Annotated in this window: 25 protein-coding genes; 15 read left to right on the forward strand and 10 right to left on the reverse strand. The window is 72.3% G+C overall.

All coding sequences use genetic code 11. From position 1 onward, the window contains the following. The first annotated feature begins 1 nt into the window (after position 1). Both JKJ07_RS14480 and JKJ07_RS14485 read left to right on the forward strand, forming a co-directional pair. The gene (locus JKJ07_RS14480) at positions 2–1,003 is read left to right on the forward strand and encodes a proline racemase family protein (protein ID WP_202992018.1); all 1,002 of its coding nucleotides are present in this window, start codon (positions 2–4) and stop codon (positions 1,001–1,003) included. Between the two features lie 11 nt (positions 1,004–1,014). After that, a complete protein-coding gene (locus JKJ07_RS14485; protein ID WP_202992019.1) occupies positions 1,015–2,442 on the forward strand; it encodes an aldehyde dehydrogenase family protein in 1,428 nt (475 codons plus the stop codon). A 30-nt stretch (positions 2,443–2,472) separates the two neighbouring features. Here the strand turns inward: JKJ07_RS14485 and JKJ07_RS14490 are convergent, their stop codons facing one another. Continuing rightward, entirely contained in the window at positions 2,473–3,060 is a 588-nt protein-coding gene (locus tag JKJ07_RS14490) for a TetR/AcrR family transcriptional regulator (protein WP_202992020.1), read from the reverse strand. Positions 3,061–3,141: 81 nt separating this feature from the next. On the opposite strand from JKJ07_RS14490, the gene JKJ07_RS14495 reads away from it, so the two are divergent. Further along, complete coding sequence (locus JKJ07_RS14495; protein WP_202992021.1) at positions 3,142–4,020, forward strand: oxidoreductase; 879 nt, start codon at positions 3,142–3,144, stop codon at positions 4,018–4,020. A 15-nt stretch (positions 4,021–4,035) separates the two neighbouring features. On the opposite strand, the gene JKJ07_RS14500 is transcribed toward JKJ07_RS14495, so the two are convergent. Together JKJ07_RS14500 and JKJ07_RS14505 are read right to left on the reverse strand one after the other, a co-directional pair. Further along, the gene (locus JKJ07_RS14500; protein ID WP_236028976.1) at positions 4,036–5,166 is read right to left on the reverse strand and encodes an NAD(P)/FAD-dependent oxidoreductase; all 1,131 of its coding nucleotides are present in this window, start codon (positions 5,164–5,166) and stop codon (positions 4,036–4,038) included. Next, the gene (locus tag JKJ07_RS14505) at positions 5,163–5,828 is read right to left on the reverse strand and encodes a GntR family transcriptional regulator (RefSeq protein ID WP_202992023.1); all 666 of its coding nucleotides are present in this window, start codon (positions 5,826–5,828) and stop codon (positions 5,163–5,165) included. Before JKJ07_RS14505 ends, JKJ07_RS14500 begins: the two co-directional genes overlap by 4 nt. 41 nt (positions 5,829–5,869) lie before the next feature. Between JKJ07_RS14505 and JKJ07_RS14510 the strand changes: the two genes are divergently transcribed. From JKJ07_RS14510 to JKJ07_RS14535, 6 genes are read left to right on the forward strand one after another with little or no spacing between them, the layout of a single operon-like run. After that, complete coding sequence (locus JKJ07_RS14510) at positions 5,870–6,739, forward strand: ornithine cyclodeaminase family protein (protein ID WP_202992024.1); 870 nt, start codon at positions 5,870–5,872, stop codon at positions 6,737–6,739. After that, positions 6,736–7,596: an LLM class flavin-dependent oxidoreductase gene (locus JKJ07_RS14515; protein WP_202992025.1), complete on the forward strand. Its 861-nt coding sequence runs from the start codon at positions 6,736–6,738 to the stop codon at positions 7,594–7,596. The genes JKJ07_RS14510 and JKJ07_RS14515 overlap by 4 nt, the downstream gene beginning before the upstream one ends. A gap of 33 nt (positions 7,597–7,629) precedes the next feature. Next, positions 7,630–8,052, forward strand: a complete 423-nt coding sequence (locus tag JKJ07_RS14520; protein ID WP_202992026.1) for a hypothetical protein — start codon at positions 7,630–7,632, stop codon at positions 8,050–8,052. Continuing rightward, positions 8,049–9,266 (forward strand): NRAMP family divalent metal transporter, encoded by a 1,218-nt coding sequence (locus JKJ07_RS14525; protein ID WP_202992027.1) that lies wholly within the window; start codon positions 8,049–8,051, stop codon positions 9,264–9,266. The genes JKJ07_RS14520 and JKJ07_RS14525 overlap by 4 nt, the downstream gene beginning before the upstream one ends. A 1-nt stretch (position 9,267) precedes the next feature. Then, a complete protein-coding gene (locus JKJ07_RS14530) occupies positions 9,268–9,621 on the forward strand; it encodes a PRC-barrel domain-containing protein (RefSeq protein ID WP_202992028.1) in 354 nt (117 codons plus the stop codon). Next, entirely contained in the window at positions 9,608–9,892 is a 285-nt protein-coding gene (locus tag JKJ07_RS14535; RefSeq protein WP_202992029.1) for a hypothetical protein, read from the forward strand. Before JKJ07_RS14530 ends, JKJ07_RS14535 begins: the two co-directional genes overlap by 14 nt. Here the strand turns inward: JKJ07_RS14535 and JKJ07_RS14540 are convergent. Genes JKJ07_RS14540 through JKJ07_RS14555 form a run of 4 tightly spaced genes read right to left on the reverse strand, consistent with a single transcriptional unit; the run spans position 9,837 to position 13,035 of the window. Further along, positions 9,837–10,445 carry a class I SAM-dependent methyltransferase gene (locus JKJ07_RS14540; RefSeq protein WP_202992030.1) on the reverse strand — a complete coding sequence of 203 codons (609 nt, stop codon included), beginning with the start codon at positions 10,443–10,445 and terminating at the stop codon, positions 9,837–9,839. The genes JKJ07_RS14535 and JKJ07_RS14540 overlap by 56 nt on opposite strands. Next, positions 10,442–11,167: a PIG-L deacetylase family protein gene (locus tag JKJ07_RS14545; RefSeq protein ID WP_307834263.1), complete on the reverse strand. Its 726-nt coding sequence runs from the start codon at positions 11,165–11,167 to the stop codon at positions 10,442–10,444. Before JKJ07_RS14545 ends, JKJ07_RS14540 begins: the two co-directional genes overlap by 4 nt. A 25-nt stretch (positions 11,168–11,192) precedes the next feature. After that, positions 11,193–12,071, reverse strand: coding sequence for an acyl-CoA dehydrogenase family protein (locus JKJ07_RS14550; RefSeq protein WP_202992597.1), 879 nt, complete (start codon positions 12,069–12,071; stop codon positions 11,193–11,195). A 16-nt stretch (positions 12,072–12,087) separates the two neighbouring features. Continuing rightward, positions 12,088–13,035 (reverse strand): SDR family NAD(P)-dependent oxidoreductase, encoded by a 948-nt coding sequence (locus tag JKJ07_RS14555; protein WP_202992031.1) that lies wholly within the window; start codon positions 13,033–13,035, stop codon positions 12,088–12,090. 44 nt (positions 13,036–13,079) lie between these two features. On the opposite strand from JKJ07_RS14555, the gene JKJ07_RS14560 reads away from it, so the two are divergent. The 3 genes from JKJ07_RS14560 to JKJ07_RS14570 all read left to right on the forward strand — a co-directional run bounded on the left by JKJ07_RS14560 (position 13,080) and on the right by JKJ07_RS14570 (position 15,639). After that, positions 13,080–14,264 (forward strand): zinc-dependent alcohol dehydrogenase, encoded by a 1,185-nt coding sequence (locus tag JKJ07_RS14560; protein ID WP_202992032.1) that lies wholly within the window; start codon positions 13,080–13,082, stop codon positions 14,262–14,264. Between the two features lie 29 nt (positions 14,265–14,293). After that, the gene (locus JKJ07_RS14565; protein WP_202992033.1) at positions 14,294–14,794 is read left to right on the forward strand and encodes a putative immunity protein; all 501 of its coding nucleotides are present in this window, start codon (positions 14,294–14,296) and stop codon (positions 14,792–14,794) included. A 68-nt stretch (positions 14,795–14,862) separates the two neighbouring features. Further along, positions 14,863–15,639: an SAM-dependent methyltransferase gene (locus JKJ07_RS14570; protein ID WP_202992034.1), complete on the forward strand. Its 777-nt coding sequence runs from the start codon at positions 14,863–14,865 to the stop codon at positions 15,637–15,639. A gap of 161 nt (positions 15,640–15,800) precedes the next feature. On the opposite strand, the gene JKJ07_RS14575 is transcribed toward JKJ07_RS14570, so the two are convergent. Then, the gene (locus JKJ07_RS14575) at positions 15,801–16,379 is read right to left on the reverse strand and encodes a TetR/AcrR family transcriptional regulator (RefSeq protein ID WP_202992035.1); all 579 of its coding nucleotides are present in this window, start codon (positions 16,377–16,379) and stop codon (positions 15,801–15,803) included. 93 nt (positions 16,380–16,472) lie between these two features. On the opposite strand from JKJ07_RS14575, the gene JKJ07_RS14580 reads away from it, so the two are divergent. Beyond that, complete coding sequence (locus JKJ07_RS14580; RefSeq protein WP_202992036.1) at positions 16,473–16,907, forward strand: universal stress protein; 435 nt, start codon at positions 16,473–16,475, stop codon at positions 16,905–16,907. Here the strand turns inward: JKJ07_RS14580 and JKJ07_RS14585 are convergent. Together JKJ07_RS14585 and JKJ07_RS14590 are read right to left on the reverse strand one after the other, a co-directional pair. Further along, positions 16,851–17,432: a hypothetical protein gene (locus JKJ07_RS14585; protein ID WP_202992037.1), complete on the reverse strand. Its 582-nt coding sequence runs from the start codon at positions 17,430–17,432 to the stop codon at positions 16,851–16,853. The two genes, JKJ07_RS14580 and JKJ07_RS14585, sit on opposite strands and share 57 nt — an antisense overlap. Before the next feature lie 58 nt (positions 17,433–17,490). After that, positions 17,491–20,304: a helix-turn-helix transcriptional regulator gene (locus JKJ07_RS14590; protein WP_202992038.1), complete on the reverse strand. Its 2,814-nt coding sequence runs from the start codon at positions 20,302–20,304 to the stop codon at positions 17,491–17,493. A gap of 55 nt (positions 20,305–20,359) precedes the next feature. Between JKJ07_RS14590 and JKJ07_RS14595 the strand changes: the two genes are divergently transcribed. Both JKJ07_RS14595 and JKJ07_RS14600 read left to right on the forward strand, forming a co-directional pair. Next, a complete protein-coding gene (locus JKJ07_RS14595) occupies positions 20,360–20,602 on the forward strand; it encodes a hypothetical protein (RefSeq protein ID WP_202992039.1) in 243 nt (80 codons plus the stop codon). Positions 20,603–20,725: 123 nt separating this feature from the next. Continuing rightward, positions 20,726–21,847 (forward strand): FAD-dependent monooxygenase, encoded by a 1,122-nt coding sequence (locus JKJ07_RS14600; protein ID WP_202992040.1) that lies wholly within the window; start codon positions 20,726–20,728, stop codon positions 21,845–21,847. The last annotated feature ends 370 nt before the right edge of the window (positions 21,848–22,217 follow it).

The raw sequence follows: 22,217 nt of genomic DNA on the forward strand, positions 1-22,217 counted from the left end.
CGTGCGCGCCTCGCGGATGTTCTCGGCCGTCGACTCGCACACCGAGGGGATGCCGACCCGGGTCGTCACGTCGGGGTTGGGGACGATCCCCGGGGCGACCATGAACGAGCGGCGCCTGCACTTCATCGAGCACCTGGACGGCGTACGGGAGCTCCTGATGAACGAACCGCGGGGGCACGCGGCCATGAGCGGCGCCATCCTGCAGCCCCCGACCAGGCCCGACGCGGATTTCGGGGTCGTCTACATCGAGGTGTCGGGCTGCCTGCCGATGTGCGGGCACGGCACGATCGGGGTGGCCACGGTGCTGGTCGAGACGGGCATGGTGGCCGTCACCGAGCCGGTCACCACGATCCGGTTGGACACCCCGGCCGGCCTGGTCATTGCCGCCGTACGGGTGGAGCAAGGCCACGCCGAGTCGGTCACGCTGGAGAACGTGCCGTCGTACTGCGAGCGCCTCGACGCGACGATCGACGTGCCCGGCCTCGGTTCGGTGCCGTACAGCCTCGCGTTCGGCGGCAACTTCTACGCCATGGTCGACCTCGACGCGGTCGGCCTGCCGTTCGACCGGGCCCGGCAGCGCGACATCGCCGACGCCGGGCTGGCCATCATGGCCGCCATCAACGAGCAGGACCCGCCCAGGCATCCGACGATCGACGGCGTGGACCACTGCCACCACGTCGAGTTCATCGCGCCGGGCTCGGACGCGTCGTTGTCGCGGCACGCGATGGCGATCTACCCGGGCTGGTTCGACCGCTCGCCGTGCGGCACCGGCACGTCGGCCCGGATGGCCGAGCTGTGGGCGCGCGGCGAGCTGAAGCTCGGCGAGGACTTCGTCAACGAGTCGTTCATCGGCAGCCGTTTCACCGGGCGCCTCATCGGGGAGACCACAGTGGCCGGGCGGCCCGCGGTCATCCCCACCATCACCGGGCGGGCCTGGGTGACCGGCATCGGTCAATACTTGCTCGATCCGTCCGACCCGTATCCGACCGGCTTCGCGTTCTGAGGAATGTCTTCATGAGTGTTCTTGATGCCGCGGCCGCGGCCGCCCCGGTTTTGGCTCTTCTATCTCCCCGCGATCGGGCTTCCTTGTTGGTGGCCGCGGCGGAGGCTTTGACTGAGGCCGCGGACGAACTCGTGCCGCTGGCCATCGAGGAGACCGGGCTGACCGAGCCCCGCCTGCGCGGCGAGATCAAGCGGACGGCGGTGCAGCTCAAGCTTTTCGCCGAGGTCGCGGCGGCCGGCGCTTATTTGGCCGTACGCCTCGACGCCGCCGATCCGGACTTCGTCCTCGGCCCCCGGCCCGACCTGCGTCGCTACCTCGTGCCGCTGGGCCCCGTGCTCAACTTCGCGGCCAGCAACTTCCCGTTCGCGTTCTCGGTGGCCGGCGGCGACACGGCCTCGGCCCTGGCCGCCGGTTGCCCCGTCGTCGTCAAGGCGCACCCCGGGCATCCCCGCCTCTCCGACCGTACGGCGGAGGTCTTGAACTCGGTGTTGCCCGCAGGCGCGCTCGGCGTCATCCACGGGCAGGAGGAGGGTGTGGCCGCGCTCAAGGACGAGCGGATCACCGCCGCCGCCTTCACGGGTTCGCTCGCCGGCGGACAGGCGCTGGCCGCGATCGCCGCCGCCCGCCCCCGGCCGATCCCGTTCTACGGCGAGCTTGGCAGCCTCAACCCGGTGGTGGTCACCCCATCCGCTCTCGCCGAGCGGGCCTCGTCGATCGCCTCCGGCTTCGCGGCCAGCGTCTCGGGCTCGGCCGGCCAGCTGTGCACCAAGCCCGGCCTGCTGTTCGTCCCCGGCTCTTTCGATGCCGACTCCTTCGAGGGCGTGGCTCCGCATCGCTTGCTGCACGCGGGAATCGTCGACGGCTACACCCGGCGCCGTGCCGAGGTGCTGGAGACGCCCGGCGTCACGGTGGTGGTCGAGGGCTCGGTGACTTCCGACGGGGCGACGCCGACCCTGGTCGAGACCGACCTGGCCACGCTGGTCAAACACCGCGACACGCTGCTGCAGGAGGCTTTCGGGCCGCTGTCGATCGTCGTCCGCTACACGCCGGGCGAGCCGCTGGGCTCAGTGCTCACCGAGCTGGTCGAGGGCTCGCTGACGGCCGGCGTCCACGTCGGCTCGGACGAGGACTCGCCGTGGCTGCACGAGTTGGTGACCTCGTTGCAGGCTCTGGCCGGGCGAGTGCTGTTCAACGGCTGGCCGACGGGTGTTGCGGTGACCCCGGCAATGCAACACGGCGGCCCGTTCCCGGCGACGACCAACCCGACGACCACCTCGGTGGGTACGGCGTCGATCGAGCGGTTCCTGCGACCGGTGGTCTATCAGGACGCGCCGGCCGCCCTGCTGCCCGAGCCGCTGCGCGACGACAACCCGTGGAACGTGCCGCAGCACCGCTCGCCCGCCGGCGAATCCCCGAACTGGGGCGCACTCAACGGCTGAGACTCGATAACGGGCGCCCACCGTGCCTGGTCAGTGACCAGGCAGGACCTGCGAGCCGAGTGCGGAGGTGAGCAGGGCCTCCATCGCGTCGTCGATCAAGGTTTCGCCCTGTTCCGGCGTGACGCGTTGTGCCGCGATGAGGGTGGCCGTGCCCTGCACGGTGGCGGCGAAGAGCAGCTTGAACCGCTCCCGGGTGTCATCGCCGGCGGAGTCGGCCAGGCCCCCGTCCAGGACCGTGAACAGCCGGCCCGCGGCCTCCTGGACCGGCCCGGCCGGACCGTTCGACTTCGACGCGAACATCAGCTCCATCAGTGCCGCGTTCTCGACGGCGAAGGCCACGTATGCGCGCCCCACGAGCCGCAGTCGCTCCCGGTCGAGGCCCGGGTCCCGCAGCGCGGCGACGACCCTCTCGGTGAGGCGGTCGAAACCCCGCTCGGCGAGCGCATCAAGCAACGCTTGCCGGTCGATGAAGTGACTGCGCGGGGCGCCGTGACTCACGCCCGCCTGCCGGGCCAGCTCGCGCAACGACAAGCCGTCGACCCCTTCGGCGCGAAGCATCACTTCGGCCTGCTCGAGCAGGACCTCCCGCAGATTGCCGTGATGGAAAGGCCGCCTCATGCCACCAGCGTACCGTGATCCTAGGCACTGCCTAGAATGTAGGCGTTGACTATTTAATAGACGCTGCCTAGTTTGGGTGTCATGACCTCGACCTTGACCTTGACCTCGGCCTCCGGCCTGCCCGACCTGACCGGACGCACCGTGATCGTCACCGGCGCCGGCAGCGGCATCGGGCTGGCCACCGCGCAGGCCCTGGGCGCCGCGCACGCCCGCGTCGTCCTCGCTGTCCGGAACACGGCGAAAGGCGCCGCCGCGGCCGCCTCGATCGCCGGCGAGACGGTCGTACGGCCCCTCGACCTGGCCGACCTGAGCTCCGTGCGCCGCTTCGCCGACGAGTGGGCGGGACCGATCGACGTGCTCGTCAACAACGCCGGCGTCTCCAGCCCGACCCTGCAGCGCACCAGGGACGGCTTCGAGCTGCAGTTCGGCACCAACCACCTCGGCCCGTTCGCGTTGACGAACCTGCTGCTGCCGCACATCACCGGACGCGTCGTCTCGCTGTCCTCCCAGGCCGAGCGGACCGGGCGGATCGCCTTCGACGACCTGGGCCTCGAACGCACGCCGTACCGGGAATCCCGGGTCTACGCGGCGTCGAAGCTGGCGAACCTGCTCTTCATCACCGAGCTGCAGCGCCGCCTGACCGCGGCCGGCTCGCCGGTCCTCGCCGCCGCCGCCCATCCGGGCCTGGTCGCCACCCCCATGACCGAGGGCAGCGGTGGCGCGATGACCCAGTTCATGGTTCGCCACCTGGCGCAGAGTCCGGAGCAGGGCGCGCTGCCGGTGCTGCTCGCCGCGACCGCCGACGTGCCCCCGGGCGCGTTCACCGGTCCCCAGCACGCGATGCACATGCGGGGCGGGGCCCAGCTGATCGGCCGGTCGAAGCACTCCAGGGACCCGGAGCTCGCGCGTCGTCTCTGGGCCGTGTCCGAGGAACTGACCGGCGTCACGTTCGGGCTGTGAGCCGGCCAAGACGAGCTAAGGGTTCCCGAGGTGGGGGAGCAGTGTGGGCCGGTCGACGGCGAAGGCGGCCGCGTCCAGGTGCGGCGGCCGGTTCAGCATGAGGTCGGCCAGCAGCTCGGCGGTGGCCGTGGACAGGACGATGCCGGCGCCCTCGTGACCGGTGGCGTGCCACAGGCCGGGGAGGCGGTGGTCGGGGCCGATGACCGGCAGGTGGTCGGGGACGAAGGGGCGGAATCCCCCGTACGCGCGCATCACCGCGACCCCCTCCAGGAAGGGGAACAGCACCAGCGCCTTGGCCGCCACTGCCGACAGCACCCGGGCCTCGATGGTCTCGTCGAAGCCGCGGCGTTCCCGGGACGAGCCGATCAGGACGGTGCCGGCCGCGGTTGACTCGACGACGCTGGAAGTTTGCAGGGAGGCGTCGTTCGAGCCGACCGCGCCCACGTAGTCGGCGTCGTAGACCTTGTGCCGGATTCGTTGGCGCATCCGGGTGGTGACCAGGATCGTGCCGCGCCGGGGGCGTACGGGAAGGGTGACTCCGAGCCGTTCGGACACCTCACCCGACCAGGGCCCGGCCGCTACCACGACGTGATCGGCGGCGAGGGGGCCGTCGGAGGTGACGACGCCGCCGCCGCGTAGCGAACTCAGCACCTCTACGCCCTGGCGAACCTGGGCGCCGTGGCGGCGGGCGTCGGCCAGCAGGGCCTCGGTGGCGATCGCGGGCTGCACCTGGGCGTCCTGCGGATAGAGGATCGCCGCCGCGTGGCCGGGGTTGAGGTCGGGCTCGTGGTCCAGGCCGTTCACTTCGGACGCTTCGACCCCCGCCGTACGCTGGGTGGCCGCGAACGCGCGCAGTGCCGTCGCGCCCGCTTCGGTCGTCGCCACGACCAGCCCGCCCTTGGCCTCGTACTCGATCGGCAGTGGGCTTTCGGGCCGGAACTCGCGCCACAGTGTCAGCGAGCGCAGCGCCAGGTCGAGCTCGGGGCCGGGGCCCTTGTCGGAGACCAGCAGGTTGCCCTCGCCGGCCGCGGATGTGCCACCGGCCGACGCCGAGCGGTCGAGCACGATGACGTCGACGCCGGCCCGCGCGAGCTCCCGGGCCACGGCCGCGCCGACGATCCCCGCGCCCACCACGACGACCCTCATTCGCTTCGCCCGCTCCACCAGCCGGTGATGTGGCCGAGGTGGCGGTGCATCAGTTCCTCGGCCCCGGCGCCGTCACCCGACTCCAGCAGGTCGAGCAGCGTCAGGTGTTCGACCGAGGACTCGGCCAGCTCGGGGGAGCCCAGCATCGTGGCCAGGCCGACCAGCCGGGTCTGCTGGCGCAGATCGCCGACCAGGGTGACCAGGCGGTCGTTGCCGGTCAGACTGAGCAGGTGCAGGTGGAAGGTGGTGTCGGCGGCCAGATAGGTCGGCAGGTCGGAGGCGTCGGCGCTGGTCACGATCGCCTCGGCCTCGGCCCGCAGCCGGCCCAGGCGCGCGGCGTCGAGCCGGCCCGCGAGCAGGCGCATCGGCGGCGCCTCGAGCCACTGCCGGATCTGTACGATCTCGGCCAGGTCCTGCTGGCTGACCTCGGTGACCCGGAAGCCCTTGTTGCGCGCGATCTCCACGAATCCACGCTTCTCGAGATTCAAGAGCGCTTCCCGTACGGGCGTGGCCGAGACGTCGAACCGGGCCGCGAGGGTCGGCGCGGTCAGCATCGTGCCCGGGGCGAACTCGCCGGAGACGATCGCGGCGGCCACCGCGTCCTCCACGTGCTGCCGGAAGCTGCCGGCGGTGCGCAGCGGGCCGATGAGCGGTGACGTCATGGCTGTTGCCTCCCTCGGTGGTATGTGACATGGTACAGCGCATGATCGAGGCGGACCAGGTAGCCGCACTGGGCTTCCCGGGCGCGATCGCCGCGCTGCGCGAAGCCCTGGCCGCGGGGCTCGACCCCGAGTCCGAGCCGGCCCGCTCCCGCGTCGAACTCGGCGGTGGCGAGATCCTGATGATGCCCTCCGGCGACGACCGGTTCGCGGGCATCAAGCTGGTCGGCGTCGCGCCCGGCAATCCCGCCCACAACCTGCCTCGCATCCACGGCGTCTACGTATTGTTCGACGCGCCCACGCTGGTGCCGCGAGCCATTCTGGACGGTGCCGCCCTTACGTCGCTGCGCACCCCCGCAGTGTCGGCCCTGGGCGTCGACTTGGTCGCGCCCGCCGACGCCCGCCGACTGGTGGTCTTCGGAACGGGGCCGCAGGCGTTGGGCCACATCGAGGCGATCCGCGCGGTGCGCCCCATCGATTCGGTTCAGGTGGTCGGTCGAGACCGCGACCGAGTATCGGCATTCGCCCGCGAGCTGGGCCTCGAGGCGGCCGGTCCGGAAGCGGTGGCTGACGCCGACATCGTGGCCTGTTGCACGACCGCGCGCGAGCCGCTGTTCGACGGGAAGTTGCTGCGTGACGATGCCGTCGTGGTGGCGGTTGGGTCGCATGAGCCTGAGGCCCGCGAGGTCGACGCCGAGACCGTACGCAGGTGTGGTGCCCTCGTGGAGTCGCGCGCGGTCGCCATGCGTGAGGCCGGGGACCTGATTCTGGCGGGAACGACGGCAGACGAGCTGACCACGTTGGCCGATCTGGTCCGGGGTGTCGCCCCCGCCCGGCCCAGGCTGATCAAGACCGTGGGGATGGGCTGGGAGGACCTTGTGATCGCCGCCGCCGTTGTGGAGTCGTTGTCATGACCGAGTTGTCCGCGCTGGTGTTGCCGGACCGGCATCCGGTCGCCGACTGGGTCGCCGACGTGGTGGAGGCCGAGCGGGCCGGTGTGTGCACGGTCTGGACGTACGACCACCTGACCTGGCCGCTGCTCAAGGACAGCCCCTGGTACGGCTGTGTCCCGCTGATCGCCGCCGCGGCCGGGGCCACCGAGCGGGTCCGTCTCGGTATTCAGGTCGCGACGCCGAACTACCGGCACCCGGTGCCGTTCGCCAAGGAGCTGATGACTCTCGACCAGCTCAGCGGGGGCCGGCTCGAGGTGGGCCTGGGCGCCGGCGCCGAGAGCCTGGACGCGCTCGTGCTGGGCGATCCCGCGTTGACGCCGCGTGAGCGGATGGACCGGTTCGCCGAGTGGATCGGGCTGCTCGACCGGCTGCTCGCCGAGCCCGTCGTCACCGTGCGGGGCGAGCGGTACAGCGCGATCGACGCGCACCAGCTGCCCGGGTGCGTGCAGACGCCGCGCGTGCCGTTCACCGTGGCCGGCACCGGCCCGCGGTCGCTCGCGCTGGTGGCCAAGCACGGCCAGGCCTGGGTCACCTACGGCCCGTACGGTCCGGCGGTCGCTCCCGACGAATGGTTCGCCGCCCTCGAGAAGCAGTCCGCCCAGCTCGACCAGGCCCTCGACGGCCGCCGGATCCGCCGCGTCGTCAACGTCGCCCTCGAGACGTACTGGCCGTTCGAGAGCCGCGACCGCTACGCCGACACCGTGGGACGGCTCGCCGCGCTGGGCTTCGACGAGGTCAGCGTGCACTGGCCGCGCCCGGACGGCCGGGGCGTGCCCAGGAACGCGCTGAGTGACGTCTTGTCCGTGCACGGGCTGTGATTGAGCGCCTCCTAACAGGGGTATGCGGCGCCCGTGAGGGCGAAATGGTGGGGTGCGACCGCGTTGTCCGTGGTCGCCCTCGCCTGGGGCGGGGCCGGCTATCTGATCACCAAGCCGGTCGACTTCCACGACTATCGGGTCGCCGCCGTGAGCGCGGCCGAGACCGCCCACGACGCGCTGACCACGACGGCCCTGGTCGCCGAGGCCCTCGAAAAAGGCCAGGTCATGACCCCGTACGGGAAAAGTGCCTTTGACGATGCCCGCAAGGCGCTGGCCGGTGGGGCGAAGAAGTTCACCGCGATCGAACCGCCGGACGAGCGCTGCGAGCGCATGCACGACGAGCTGGCGCCCCTGCTGCAGCAGGCCGACGCCGCGCTCACCCGCACCGAGACCGAGCCGCACGCGGCCGATCAGCTCTCCGACGCGCTGGAACGCTTCGTGGAGCAGCACACGTGAAGCGCCTCCTGGCCGTCACGCTGGGCATTCTCACTGCGATCGGCGGCTTCGTCGACATCGGAGACATCGTCTCGACCTCGGAGGCGGGCGCGCGGTTCGGGCTGTCCCACACGTGGGTGCTGCTCGTGGGCATCGTCGGCATCTGCGTGTACGCCGAGATGGCGGGCCGCGTGACGGCGGTGTCCAAACGCCCGGTGTACGACCTGATCCGCGAGCGCCTCGGCCCGCGCGTCGCCCTGGTCAACCTGCTGGGGGCGTACGCGATCACGCTGTTGACCCTGGCCGCCGAGATCGGGGGCGTGGCGCTCGCGTTGCAGCTGCTCAGCGGCGCCCCCTATCTGCTCTGGGTGCCGGCCGTGGCCCTCGTGCTGTGGCTGGCGCTGTGGCGGGTCAAGTTCTCGACCCTCGAACGGATCTTCGGCCTGGCCGGGTTGTCGCTGGTCGTGCTGCTGATCGCGACGTTCAAGCTGGGACCCGACTTCACGCAGATGACCAAGATCGCGCCGCCGCCGGGCGAGAACTGGCCGACCTACTTCTTCGTGGCGATCGCCCTGTTCGCGTCGGCCATGACCCCGTACGAGGTCTTCTTCTTCACCTCGGGCGGCGTCGAGGAGCGGTGGACGCCCCGGGACCTGACGCTGTCGCGGGTCAACGTGTTCCTCGGCTTCCCGCTCGGCGGGCTGCTCGCGTTCGGCTTCCTGGCCACGTCGGCCGCCGTCTACGAGCCGCTCGGCATGCGGGTCGACACGCTCGGGCAGGCGGTGCTGCCCGCCGGGCTCGCGTTCGGCCAAGTCGGGCTGGGGCTGGTGATCCTGGGCGTGTTCGCGGCCACCTTCGGCGCGGCGATGGAGACCAGCCTGTCCGCGGGTTACACCGTGGCGCAGTATTTCGGCTGGTCGTGGGGCAAGTATCTGCGCCCCCGGCAGGCCGCCCGGTTCCACACCGTGGTGCTGGTGAGCATCCTGCTGGCCGTGGCCGCGCTGCTCACGACGATCGACCCGGTGCAGCTCACCGAGTACATGCTGATCTTCAGCGCGATCGTGCTGCCGCTGACCTACCTGCCGATCCTGGTGATCGCCAACGACCGCGGCTATCTCGGCGACAAGGTCAACGGCCGGCTGGCCAACACGCTCGGCGTGATCTATCTGTTCGTCATCCTGGCCGCGGCGGTCGCGGCCGTGCCCATCATGATCCTGACCGGCATGGGAGGCTGACATGCGCCTGCTCATCGGGTTCGACCTGCTCGACCGTCAGATCGTCGACCGTGACGGCGTGCCGGTGGGCAAGGTCGACGACGTCGAGCTGTCCGAGGACGCCCGTACGCTCACCGCGCTGCTCACCGGGCAGAGCGCGCTCGGCGGCCGGTTCGGCGGCGTGCTGGGCCGCTGGATCACCGCGGCGGCCGGCGGGGCCGAGCCCAGACGCATCCCGTACGACCTGGTGGCGAAGGTCGACTCGGCGGTGCACCTGGCGATCAAGCGGGAGCTGCTGGCCCCGCCCGCGCTGGAGAAGTGGCTGGACGACCACCTGATCGGACGGATACCGGGAGCCGACAATGCCGAGAGCTAGCGACTTTCTGGGTAAGCGGGTGGCCGGCGGCCGCATCGTCGACGTCGCGTTCGACGAGAACCAGCGGCTGACCGAGGCGATCGTGGTGCGCGGCCCGTGGGGGCGGTTGCTCGGCTACGAACGCGAACAGGTGCGCGGGCCGTGGCTGATCGAGACGCTGGCCCGGTGGATCCTGCGCCGCGAGACGATCGTGGTGCCGTGGGACCCGTCGTTCGTCACGCCAGACCCTCGGCCTGAGCCACCGACTTCGGCTCGGGAGGCGTCCGGGTGAAGACCTCGAGGAGGAAGTCGGCCTCCTCGTGCCGGGCCTGACGGGCCAGCGCGGGCACGGCGCCGAGCAGTTCGTGCACCTCGTCGCCGGGGCGGGCGTGCTCGTCGACCGGGTGCCGCCAGTGCACGGCGACCAGGTCGCCGCCGGGTTCGAGGGAGGCCACCGTCCGCTCGATCAGCGTGGCCAGGTCATGGTCGTCGAAGTAGTAGCCGAGCTCGGACAGCACGATCAGGTCGAACGTCTCGTCCGGCCAGTCTGCCGGCATCCGCGCGGTGCGCACGGTGACGTGCGGGAACGCGGCCAGGTGGTCGGCGGCGGTGGCGATCGCGGCCGGGATCGCGTCGACCGACAGCAGCCGGTCGCAGCGCCCGGCCAGCCGCGCGGTGAGCCGGCCGGTCGAGCAGCCGGGCTCGAACCCCGACCGGTAGTGGCGGCGCGGCAGCGAGTCCACGGTGAGGGCGTGCTTGCGGGCGTCGTACCAGCGGGTGGCGAAGCTCCACGGGTCGTCGCTGCGGGCGTACAGGTGCTCGAAGTAGCTGGTCGGCGTGGTCACCGGAAGATCACCTCGAACGGGCGGGCGAACCGGGCCAGCACGTGCGGGGGCAGGATCGCGGCGTCGGCCGGCTCGGGGCCCAGGGGAGCGATCTGGCTGGGGAAAGCCTCGATAGCGGCCTGTTTCGCATCTCGGACATTTCGCGCAAGTGGCACCCTGAAAGCCCGATCCCACGGCACCCGGGGGTCTTCCGGTGCGGACCAATGCCACGTCCAGATCGGGTATTCCAGCAGCACCGCCCCGGTGGCCTCGCACGCGCGGGCGGCGGCCCGGCCCACCGCCTCGTGATCGGGGTGCCCGTCCTCGCGCCAGGTCGCCAGGCACCACCGGCCGGGGGAAAGCAGCCCGGTCAGGACCTCGGTCAGCGCCTCCTCGTCGATCTTGCCGTCGGGCTGGCCCGGCCGGTGCACAACCGCGTCGGCCAACCCGAGGCGGCGCAGGGCCTCGTCGGTCTCGGCCCGGCGGATCAGAGCCAGCTCGGCCTGCGTGTGCACGGTCGAGCCGGGGTGCGAGGCCTCGCCGTCGGTCACCGCCACCAGCTCGGCCCGCCCCAGCGTCGCCATCAAACCGGCCACGCCGAGGATCTCGTCGTCCGGGTGCGGGGCGACGATCAGCGGCGTGCCCGCCTCGCCCAGGGGCAGCTCGGGCCACTCGGCCATGGCGGGCCAGGCGAGCCAGCTCCCCTCCGGCGTGCCCTCCTCGATGACGATCGGCTTCACCACAGCGATTCCTCCTGAACGATCGGCTTCACCACGGCGACTCCTCCTGGACGAGACGGCCGAGCTGCTCGAGGTCGGCCTCGGCGTGGCTCTGGCGCAGATAGACGGTCAGATCGGCGACCCGGCGGGCGTGGCGCTCGTCGCGGCTCAGCGGGCCGGCCCCGAGCGCGCGGCCCACCCGGTCGATCACCTCGGTGGCGGCGGCCTCGACCGTGGCCCGTACGCGCAGGGCCAGCCGATGCTGCACGGCGGCCGGGTCGGCATCGATCGCGGCGGCGGCCTCGGCCAGCACCGCGCGGGCCGCGCCCAGGGCCACGTCGACCGCGCCCAGGTGGGCCAGCGCGTGCGGCCCGTCCGCCCGCTCGCGCAGCAGGCCGGCGATGCCCAGCGCGCCCCCGTACCAGCAGGCCGCGACGCCGATGCCACCGTGCCAGAAGCCGGGCCGGTTCACGTAGTCGCCGGGGCCGCCGACCGGACGGGCGGGCGCGTCGGTGAACCGGATCGTGCGGCTGTCACTGGCCGCCATCCCCACAGCCGGCCAGGTGCCGTCGAGCGGAACCGCGTACGGGGTCTCGTTGGTCACCGCGAACAGCCGGATGCCGTCGTCGGCCTCGGCCGTGACCAGCGCGTGGGTGCACCAGGCGGCGCCGGAGCACCAGGGCCGCTCGCCGCTGAGCCGCCAGCCGTCACCGGCCCTGGTCGCCGTGACCGACTTGGGGACGGCGGCCCACACGCCCCAGCGCTCGCCGGCCGCGGGCGGGCCGTCGTCGCCGAGCTCGGCCCGGATCGCGGCCGCGTCGGCGTGCCCCTCACCGAGCCGGGCGGTCACGGGGTCCGCGCGGCCCAGCTCGGCCAGCTTCCACAGGCGTTCGGCGGTGGCGCCCTTACCGGGCAGGGGCTCGACCATCAGCACGGCAACGCGGTTACCCCGGAACACCCCGGCTATGCAGACGTTTCACGGCGGCGCCGGTGGCCAGGGCCACGCCGGCCACGGCCAGGCCGACCTGGGCGCGGCTCCACCGGCCCGGGCCGCCCTCCTCGCGGGGCCGGGCCGCGAAGACGTTGCCGTCGTGGTGGGCGATCGCCTGGCGGGACAGGCCGCCGCGCCTCATCAGCGGCGTGACCAGGGCGTCGTACAGGGAAGGGAAGGCGTTGAAGCCGAACTCGATGAGCCGGTTGGTCGCGCCCACCGACGCCTCGGGCCTGGGCCGGTCGGCCTGCCGCACGATGCGGGCCGCGACGCGCTCGGCGCTGTCGACCGGGGGCGGCGGGCGGCCGACGAAACCGGCGTAGTTGGCCGCGCTCGTGTAGATCGGGGTGTCGACGCTGCCGGGGTCGACCGAGCACACGTGGATGCGCTTGTTGTCGCGCGTCTCCTGCCGCAGCACGCGCGTGAGCCCGCGAGCGCCCCACTTCGAGGTCACGTAGGCTGACATGTACGGCACCGCGACGTGCCCGAGCAGCGAGCCGGTCAGGATCAGCGTGCCGTGGCCCTGCTCCCGGAACTGCGCCAGCGCGGTGCGGGCGACGTTCGCCGGGCCGAGCAGGTCGGTCGTGACCATGCGATCGAACACCTCGGGCGGCAGCTCCTCGAATTTCCCGTACGCCATGACAGCCGCCGAGTCGGCCCACACGTCGATTCGCCCGTACTTTTTTATCGCGCGTTCGCGGACCTGTTCGAGGTCTTCGCGCCGGGTGACGTCGGCCGGCACCACGATCGGATCGGTCCCGCAGGCCGCCGCCACCTTTTCGAGATCGTCTCTGCTGCGCGCGGCCAGCACCAGCCGGTCACCGCGGGCCGCGAACGCCAGCGCCGCAGCCCGGCCGATCCCGCTGGACGCCCCGGTCACCACCACCACCCGTGAACTCATGGTTGGTTTGCATACCCGCGAAAAGCCCGGGTATCCGGCCCGTCATGCGAGCACTCACCTGGCAAGGCACCGGCAAAGTCGCCGTGGAGAACGTTCCCGACCCCAAGATCCAGGAGCCGACGGACGCGATCGTCCGGATGACGTCGACCGCGATCTGCGGCTCCGACCTGCACCTGTACGACGTGCTCGGCATGTACATCGACAAAGGCGACATCCTCGGCCACGAGCCGATGGGCATCGTCGAGGAGGTGGGCGCCGAGGTCACGCACATCAAGCCGGGCGACCGGGTGGTGATCCCGTTCAACATCTCGTGCGGGTACTGCTGGTACTGCTCCAAGGGCTACTACGCGCAGTGCGAGACCACCCAGAACACCGAGCAGGGCAAGGGCGCGTCGCTGTTCGGCTACACCAAGCTGTACGGGCAGGTGCCCGGCGGCCAGGCCGAATACCTGCGCGTGCCGCAGGCGCAGTTCGGGCCGATCAAGGTGCCGGACGGGCACCCCGACGAGCGCTACCTGTTCCTCTCCGACGTGCTGACCACCTCGTGGCAGGCCGCCAAGTACGCCGACATCGAGCCCGGGAGCACGGTGCTGGTCACCGGTCTCGGCCCGATCGGCCAGATGTCGGCCCGGATCGCCCGGCACCTCGGCGCGGGCCGGGTGCTCGCGGTCGACAACGTGCCCGAGCGGATCGCCATGGCCGAGCGCAACGGCATCGAGGTGCTGAACTTCGACAAGGTCGACGACATCGGCGCGGCCGTCCGGGACGCCACCCAGGGCCGCGGGGCCGACTCGGTCATCGAGGCCGTCGGCATGGAGGCCCACGGCACGCCGTTCCAGGCCGCCGCGATCAAGGGGGCCGGCCTGCTGCCCGACGCGCTGGCCCGCAAGGCCACCGAGACGTTCGGTGTCGACCAGATGGGCGCCCTGCGCACGGCGTTCGACTCCGTCCGCCGGGCCGGCACCGTCTCGATCATCGGCGTCTACGGCGGCGAGGCCGACCCGTTCCCGATGATGGACCTGTTCGACAAGGGCATCACGATGCGCATGGGCCAGGCCCACGTGAAGCGCTGGGTCGACGACATCATGCCGCTGCTCACCGGCGACGACGACCCGCTCGGCGTGGACGACCTGGTCACCCACCGCACGCCGCTCGAGGAGGCGCCCCAGGCGTACGAGATGTTCAAGAAGAAGGAGGACGGCTGCATCAAGGTGGTCCTCAAGCCCTGACCGCCGCGGCCGGGGATAGGTTCGTCGGCATGATCCTGCCGAAGGTCCGCGACCCGCGGTTCATCACGATCCGCCGGGGCGGCACGCTGACGGACGACGATCACCACCTGCTCACGCTGTGGGCCGCCGACTGCGCCGAGCACGTGCTCGGCCTGTTCGAGGCGGAACGGCCGGACGACCCCAGGCCCCGCGAGGCCGTCGAGAACGCGCGGGCCTGGGTGCGGGGCGAGGTCAAGATGATGCAGGCGCGGGCGGTCGGCGGGCACGCCATGGGAGCCGCCCGCGACCTGCGAGGCGCGGCCCGCAACGCCGCCTACGCCGCCGGGCAGGCCGCCGTCGTCCCGCACGTCGCGGCGCACGAGCTCGGCGCCGCCGCGTACGCGATCAAGGCCGTGCGCGCCGCCGCGGGCGAGGAGGCCGGGCGCCAGGAGTGCCGGTGGCAGCGCGACCAGCTGCCCGGCCCGATCCGTGACCTGGTGCTCGACGACCAGCGGCTGCGGAACGATATCTGCTGGTCAGTGTTCACCTGATTCGGGTCCACAGTGGTTGGTGCGATGCACTACCCTGATCACCCTCGCCGGTTTTCGGGAGGGCAGCCATGACGGACACTCCGCCGCAACTCGACACGAGCACGCCGCACAGCGCCCGGGTCTGGAACTACTGGCTCGGCGGCAAGGACAACTACGCCGTCGACCGTGAGGTCGGCGACAGCGTCCTGGCCGTGTTCCCGGCCATCGCGGAAAATGCGCGGGCCTGCCGGGCCTTCCTGGTCCGCGTGGTCAGCTACCTGGCCGGCGAGGCCGGGATGCGCCAGTTCCTCGACATCGGCACCGGCCTGCCCACGGCCAACAACACGCACCAGGTGGCCCAGCGGGTGGCCCCGACGTCCAAGATCGTCTATGTCGACAACGACCCGCTCGTGCTGGTGCACGCCCGCGCCCTGCTCAGCAGCGGCCCCGAGGGCGTCACCGACTACATCGACGCTGACCTGCGCGACACCGAGACGATCCGGCTCGAGGCGGGCCGCACGCTCGACTTCGACCAGCCGATCGCCCTCATGCTGATGGGCATCCTGGGCCACATCGAGGACGACGACGAGGCCGTGGCGATCGTCAAGCGGCTGGTCGACCTGCTGCCGCCGGGCAGCTATCTGGCCTTCTACGACGGCACCGACACGAGCGAGAAGATCGTGGAGGGGGCCAAGGTCTCCAGCGAGGGCGGCCACACCTATCACCTGCGCAGCCCGGAGCGCATCGCCCGCTTCTTCGAGGGGCTCGAGCTGGTCGACCCGGGCGTCGTCTCGGTCTCGGACTGGCGTCCCGACGTCGAGGCCCCGCACCAGGATTCGTACGGCGGAATCGGCCGCAAGCCTTAGGTCCTGTTTCGTAGTTGGGGTGGGTGCGAGGCCGGGTCCAGATTTCGTCTGGTGGTGGCCCGGGGAAGCCTGGCTCCCGGTGTTGGAACCTGGCTTTCGCGGGACGCCGCCAGGCGGGATCTGGGCCCTGCCGCAGCCCCGCCCCAACTGCGAAACAGGGCCTAACGGCTCCACAAAAAATCGACCAGCCGGCGGGCCTGTACGCCGGTCTCGGCGGCCAGCGCCGCCCGCTTCTCGGGCGGCGTGGTCAAGGCGTGCATCATGGCGCCGCCGATCACCGTGTTGAGCAGCAGCGTCACCGATGTCGCGGCGGGCAGCTCGCCCCGGGCTATGCCGCGCTGCACGATGCCCCGCGCGGCCTGGATCTGGGCCTCGCGGGTGGCCGCGTAGTGCTCGGCGATGCCCGGGATCTTCGCCGCCTCGAGCTGCAGGCGTAGCGCGGCCCGGCTCGACGGGCCCGCATAGACGTCGAGAATCTGGGTCGCCAGCTCGACCAGGTCGCCGTGCAGGGTGCCGGTGTCGACGTCGCTGACGTGCGGCAGGCTGCCGGTCAGGGCGTCGGTGAGCAGCGCCTCCTTGCTGTTCCAGCGCAGATAGAGCGAGGCCTTGCCGACCCCGGCCCGCCGCGCCACCGTCTCCATCGCGAACCCGGCCCAGCCCGCGTCGCCGAACAGGTCGAGCGCGGCCCGCGCGATGCGGCGATCGACCTCGGGATCGCGGGGCCGCCCGGTGCTCACCATCTGCGGACCCCCTGCTCGCACATTGCTGAACGGTTACCGTCACGATACACTTCGGATAATTGAACACCAAGCGTTCAGTAAAGGCGTGAGGTCATGAGGGACGGGCCGGGCACGATCCTGGTGGGCATCGACGGGTCGACTTCCTCGCTGCGCGCCGCCGCCTACGCCACGGGCCTGGCCCGGCGACAGCGCAGCCGGCTGGTCGCGCTCTATGTGCGTACGCATCCCTCGGCCCTGCTGCCCCTGGCCGACACCGGCGGCGCGGTCGCCACCGTGATCGACACGCAGGACGCGGTCGAGCGGGAGCTGCGCACCATGTTCGTCGACCGGCTGGCCGAGCTCGAGCTGGACGCGCGCCTGGTCGTGCGCACGGGCGAGCCGTTCACCGAGATCGTCGACGCCGCCCAGGAGCTGCAGGCCGACGCCGTCATCGTGGGCCGCTCGACCCAGACGTTGCACCGTTTCGCCGGCTCACTGAGCTCGAAGCTGGTGCGCTGCGGCCGCTGGCCGGTCACCGTGGTGCCCTGATTTCAGCGCCGCCCACCCCATAGAGGCGAAAGCCAGATCCCGTACGGTCGCCGCCCCGATCGACATCACGTCGGGCAGCGTCGGGCTGACCGCGTAGAGCAGCATCCCGGCCACGAGGGTCCACCCGGTCCACGGCGGCCACTGCCCCGCCCGCGCGACCGCGACCCCGAACGCGATCCCGGCCGCGATCATCAGCACCGAGTGCACGCCGGTCCACGCGCCCAGCCGCTCCGACAGGGCGGGCCAGTCCGGCACGCCGGCCACGATGGCGTAGAGCACGGTGCCGGTGAAGAAGACGTACGTGTACGCGTAACCGACGGCCCCGGCCAGTCCGAGCCGGCCGATCCGGGGGCGTTGCAGCGCGTACAGGCCGAGCACGAACAGCGGGATCGCGGCCTCAGCGGCGTACGTGAGACCGAGCTGCATTCCGGAGAAGCCGCCCTGCGCCAGCTCGATCAGGTCGGACAGCAGATAGACGGCGGAGAACACGATCGCGGCGCCGCCGGTGAGCAGACGAAGGTTCATGCCGGTCAGTCTTTGCAGCGCCGGCCGCCCCGACATCGGGGTCGCACCCTGAGCCGGGTCAGCCCCCGTCGTGGCGTTCGACGGCGCGGGCGATCTCGACCCGCGAGGTGACCGACAACTTGTGGAAGACGTTGCGGATGTGGGTCTCCACCGTCTTCGTGCTCAGAAAGAGGGCCTCGGCGATCTCGGCGTTGGTCCGGCGGTCGGTGATCAGCCGGGCGATCTCGAGCTCGCGCCCGGTCAGCCCGGCCAGGCCCGAACCGGGTCCGCTGCGGTGGTGCACGCGGCGATGGCCGAGCCGCCGCATCAGCCGTTCGGCCTCGGCCCGGCGCCTCGGTGCGCCGCAGCGCTCATAAAGGTCACAGACCAACTGCAGCTCCCGTACGGCGGCCTCGGGCTGATCCGCCTCGGCCAGCGCGCGGGCGGCCAGGAAGCGGGACGCGGCCTCGTCCGTCGGCCCGGCGCTCGTCGCGGCCTCGGCCAGGGCCAGCTCGGCGGCCTCGTGGGGGCGGCCCTGGGCCAGGGCCGCCGCCGCGGCGGGCCGGCCCGTGTCGCCGGCCAGCGCGGCCGCCTCGGCCACCCGGCCCGCGGCGAGACAGCACCGCACCAGCAGCTCCCGCGCGGCCGGGCGCAGCGGGGCCGGAAGCGCGTCGAGGGCGTCCCCTTCGGTCATTTGCTCGGCGGCGGCCGGCTCACCCGCGCCGGTCAGCGTCGTGACTAGTCGCTCGGCGGCGGCCGGTTCGCCTGCGCCGGTCAGCGTCGTGAGCAGTCGCTCGGCGGCGGCCGGTTCGCCCGCGTCGGCCAGCGTCGTGGCCAGGGTCAGCCGTGACCAGACGCCGGGCAGGGTGTGGGCCTCGCCGCCGTGGGCCTCGACGCACTCCTCGGCCAGGGTCCGCGCCCGGGCCGTGTCGCCGCTGGTCGTGGCGACCGTGGCCCGGGCCAGCAGCGTCCACCCGAGCAGGGACGGGTTGCCCGACGAGCGCGCCACCTCGATCGCCTCGTCGAGCACGGCCGCGGCCTCCGGCAGCCGCCCCCGCGCCGCCCGCACCAGCCCGGCCCAATACATCACCGGCACGTGATGGCTGACCACGGCGAGGGCCCGTTCGGCGTGCCGGGCGGCATCGCTGAGCCGGCCCGCCAGCAGCTCGGCCGCGGCGAGCTGGCCGACGATCGGGTCGGCGGAATGCCCGATCTCCTCGTCGGTCTGCGCGTCGAGCAGCGCCGCGGCCTCGGCGCAGGCGGCCACCGCGTCGGCCTCGAGACCGGCGAAGGCGGCGCTGAAACCCAGCCGCATCGAGGTCTCGGCGATCACCCGCGGATCGCCGAGCCGACCGGCCGCCGCGCGGGCCCGGCGCGACCACTGGACGGCCGCGGTGAACTCCAGCCGGAACTGGTGATCCTGGGCGATCGCGCACATCAGCGTGGCCGCCTCGGCCGGACGGTCCTCGCCGGCCTGGGCCAGGGCCGCCGTCAACCGGCGGTGCGCGGCGTCGTGCCGGCCCAGCGTGTGCTCGATGCCCGCGCACTCGGCGATCAGCGGGACCCGCGCCGCGAGGTCCTCCTCCGGCAGCAGCGCGAGGGCCCGTACGAGGGCATCTCGGGCCTCGGCCAGCCGACCGGCGCCGCCCAGCGCCTGGCCCAGCGCGGCCCACAGCTCGGGGTCGCCGGGCCGCAGGTCGAGCGCGTGGCGATACCAGCGGGCGGCCTCCCCGGGCGCCGGCAGCAGCACGTCGTCACCCGCTTCCCGCAGCAGCGCGACCGCCTCCGGGTCGCCGGGACGGGCGGCCTGCACGATGTGATGGGCGCGCCCGGCCGGCGGCACGCCCCGCTCGGCGAGCGCCCGGCCCAGACGTTCATGCGCACCGACCCGCCACGCCCGCGGCGCGGCGTCGTAGACGGCCCGGCGCAGCAGCGGATGCCGGAACCGGAACCGGCGCGGGGCCTCCGTGGGGCGTACGAGGTCGCGGTCGAGCAGCGCGTCGAGGGCGTCGGCGACCTCCGGCTCGGTGCGCTCGGCCGCGGCGGCCACCAGCTCAAGCTGGAACGGGTCACCGGCCACGGCCGCGCCCTCGAGCACCCGGCGCACGTCCCGGTCGAGCAGGGCGAGCTCGTCGGACATCGCCGTCGACACCGCGTCCTCGGTGGACGTCCGGCCGTCGGGGGAGCGGCCGGTGCGCGCCAGCTGGGTCAGATAGAACGGGTTGCCACCACTCTCGGCGTGCAGCCGCGCGGCATTCGTGGCTCGCGGACCCAACAGCTCCCGTACGGCCTCCGGGGTGAGCGGGGCGAGGTCGAGCCGGGTCGCGGCGGCCCGATCGAGCGCGGCGGTCAGACGCCCGGACGTCTGGCGGGGCCGCATCGCCAGCCCCAGCAGCACGGGCGCCGCCGGGGGCCGCCGCAGCAGCGCGCACAGCAGCTCGACCGACCCCTCGTCGGCCCAGTGCAGATCGTCCAGCAGCAGCACGGTCGGGGTGGCCCGGGCCAGCACCTCCAGTACCTGACGGACCGCCCGGTGCGCCCGGTAGCGCGGATCGCCGCGCCCCTCCGACGCCGGGGCCGGCCACGACGGCAGCAGGCGCGCGAGCTCGGCCTCCGTCTCGTCGTCGAGCTCGGGCCGGGCCGCCCGCAGATATTCGTCGAGCGCGTCGACGAACAACCAGAACGGCAGGTCCCGCTCGAACTCCGAGGCGCTGCCGTCGAGCACGAGCAGGCCCCGCTCGTCGGCCATCCGGCCCAGCTCGGCGAGCAGGCGGCTCTTGCCGATGCCCGGCTCTCCCGCGATCACCAGCGTCCGGGCCCCGGCACCGTCCAGCGCCGCCGCCAGCACCGCCAGCTCGGCATCCCGCCCCACCAGATCACGCCCCTGCTCCACCGGCTCAGGGTCGCACCCCGATGTCGTCCCGCGCGACCGTCGGCACGCTCGACCTGTGCCGCGATTCCTGCTCCACAACCGACACGCCGCCGCCGACTGCGGGGTGGTGTTCGCCGCCTTCCGGGGCTTTCCCAGCCCGCTGCGGCACACCGGCGCGCTCGCCTCGTGCCGGGCCGGCGGCCACGAGATCTGGTGGCAGGCCACCGCGGCCGACGCCGCCGGCGCCCTGGACCAACTGCCGCACTATGTCGCCGCCACCACCACCGCGACCCGCATCGAACCGGTCGACACGCCCTGATGTCGTGCTCGCCTTTCTTACCGAACTCGCTGGTCTTGCCGAACTCGCTGGTCTTGCCGAACTCGCTGGTCTTGCCGAACTCGCCGTCTCACCGAACTCGCCGGTCTTACCGAAGGAGACACCATGTCCGAACGTACCGAGGTTCTCATCGCCGGGGCCGGGCCGACCGGGCTGACCCTGGCCTGCGCCCTGACCGCCCGCGGCATCGACCACGTGCTGCTCGACCAGGCCGAGCGCGGCGCCAACACCTCACGGGCGGCGGTCATCCACGCCCGTACGCTCGAAGTGCTCGACGGCCTCGGAATCAGCGAGGAACTGGTGCGCCGGGGGATCGTCGTGCCCGCCTTCGCCGTCCGCGACCGCGATCGCGTGCTGATGCGGGTGCCGTTCGGCGGGCTGCCCACCAAGTTCCCGTACACGCTGATGCTGCCCCAGGACGTCACCGAACAGGTGCTGGCCGCCCACCTGCCCGCCGGCAGCGTTCGCTGGGGCCACCGGGTCGTCGGGTTCGAGAACGACGCCGCCAAGGTCGCCGGCCCCGACGGCTCCATCAGCGAGATCCGGTTCCGCTACCTGGCCGGCTGCGACGGCATGCACAGCGCCGTCCGCGAACAAACCGGCATCGGCTTCACCGGCGACCAGTACGCCGAATCATTCGTCCTGGCCGACGTGACGATGGACTGGCCCTACCCCCGCGACGAGGTCAACCTGTTCTTCTCACCGAACGGCCTGGTGGTGGTCGCGCCCCTGCCCGGCGATCACTACCGCATCGTGGCGACGCTCGACTCGGCCCCCGAACACCCAACCGCCCTCGATGTGCAGCGGCTGCTGGACGACCGGGGCCCGATGGTCTCGCCGGGGCGGGTGACCGGGGTGGCTTGGAGCTCACGGTTCCGGGTGCACCACCGGCTGGCCGACCACTATCGGCAGGGCCCCGTGTTCTTGGCCGGCGACGCGGCCCACGTGCACAGCCCCGCCGGTGGGCAGGGCATGAACACCGGGATCCAGGACGCGGTCGCACTGGCCCGGGTGCTGGCCGGGGACCCTGCTGACCTCGACGCATACGAACGAGAACGACGGCCTGTGGCGGCCCAGGTCGTCGCCACCGCGCACCGCATGACTCGGGCGGCCACTGTGCGCAATCCCTTGCTACGGGCCGGCCGCAACACCGTTCTCGGTTTCGCGGGGCATGTGCCGGCCGTTCGGCGCCGCTTGGCTCTTAACCTGTCCGAACTCGGCCGCTGATCAACTCCTACTGATCGCCCCCATAGCCCACCCTCCCTGGGGGCCTCCACCACCGCCCATTCTAGTGAAGCGGGCCGATCTTCAAGGGGTGGCCTGTGGATAACTCTCGATTGTGGATAACCGCCTTGGTGGCTCCGACGAGGTCTAAGCTTCGGAGTCCAAGGCGGGGCAGGGGCCGTGCCGTGAGGCTTCAGCAGCGGCGCCCGGATGCGGGGAGGGCGGCTGTTTCGTGGGCCGGAGCCGGGCGGGGCTTGGGGACTGGCGGCGGGTCGAGGCTTGGGCCGGCGGCGGGCTTGGGCCGGCGTGGGCCTGCGGCGGGCTTGGGCCTGCGGCGGGCTTGGGCCTGCGGTGGGCTTGGGCCGGCGTCGGC

Source organism: Paractinoplanes lichenicola, from assembly GCF_016785085.1.
Classification (GTDB): domain Bacteria; phylum Actinomycetota; class Actinomycetes; order Mycobacteriales; family Micromonosporaceae; genus Actinoplanes; species Actinoplanes lichenicola.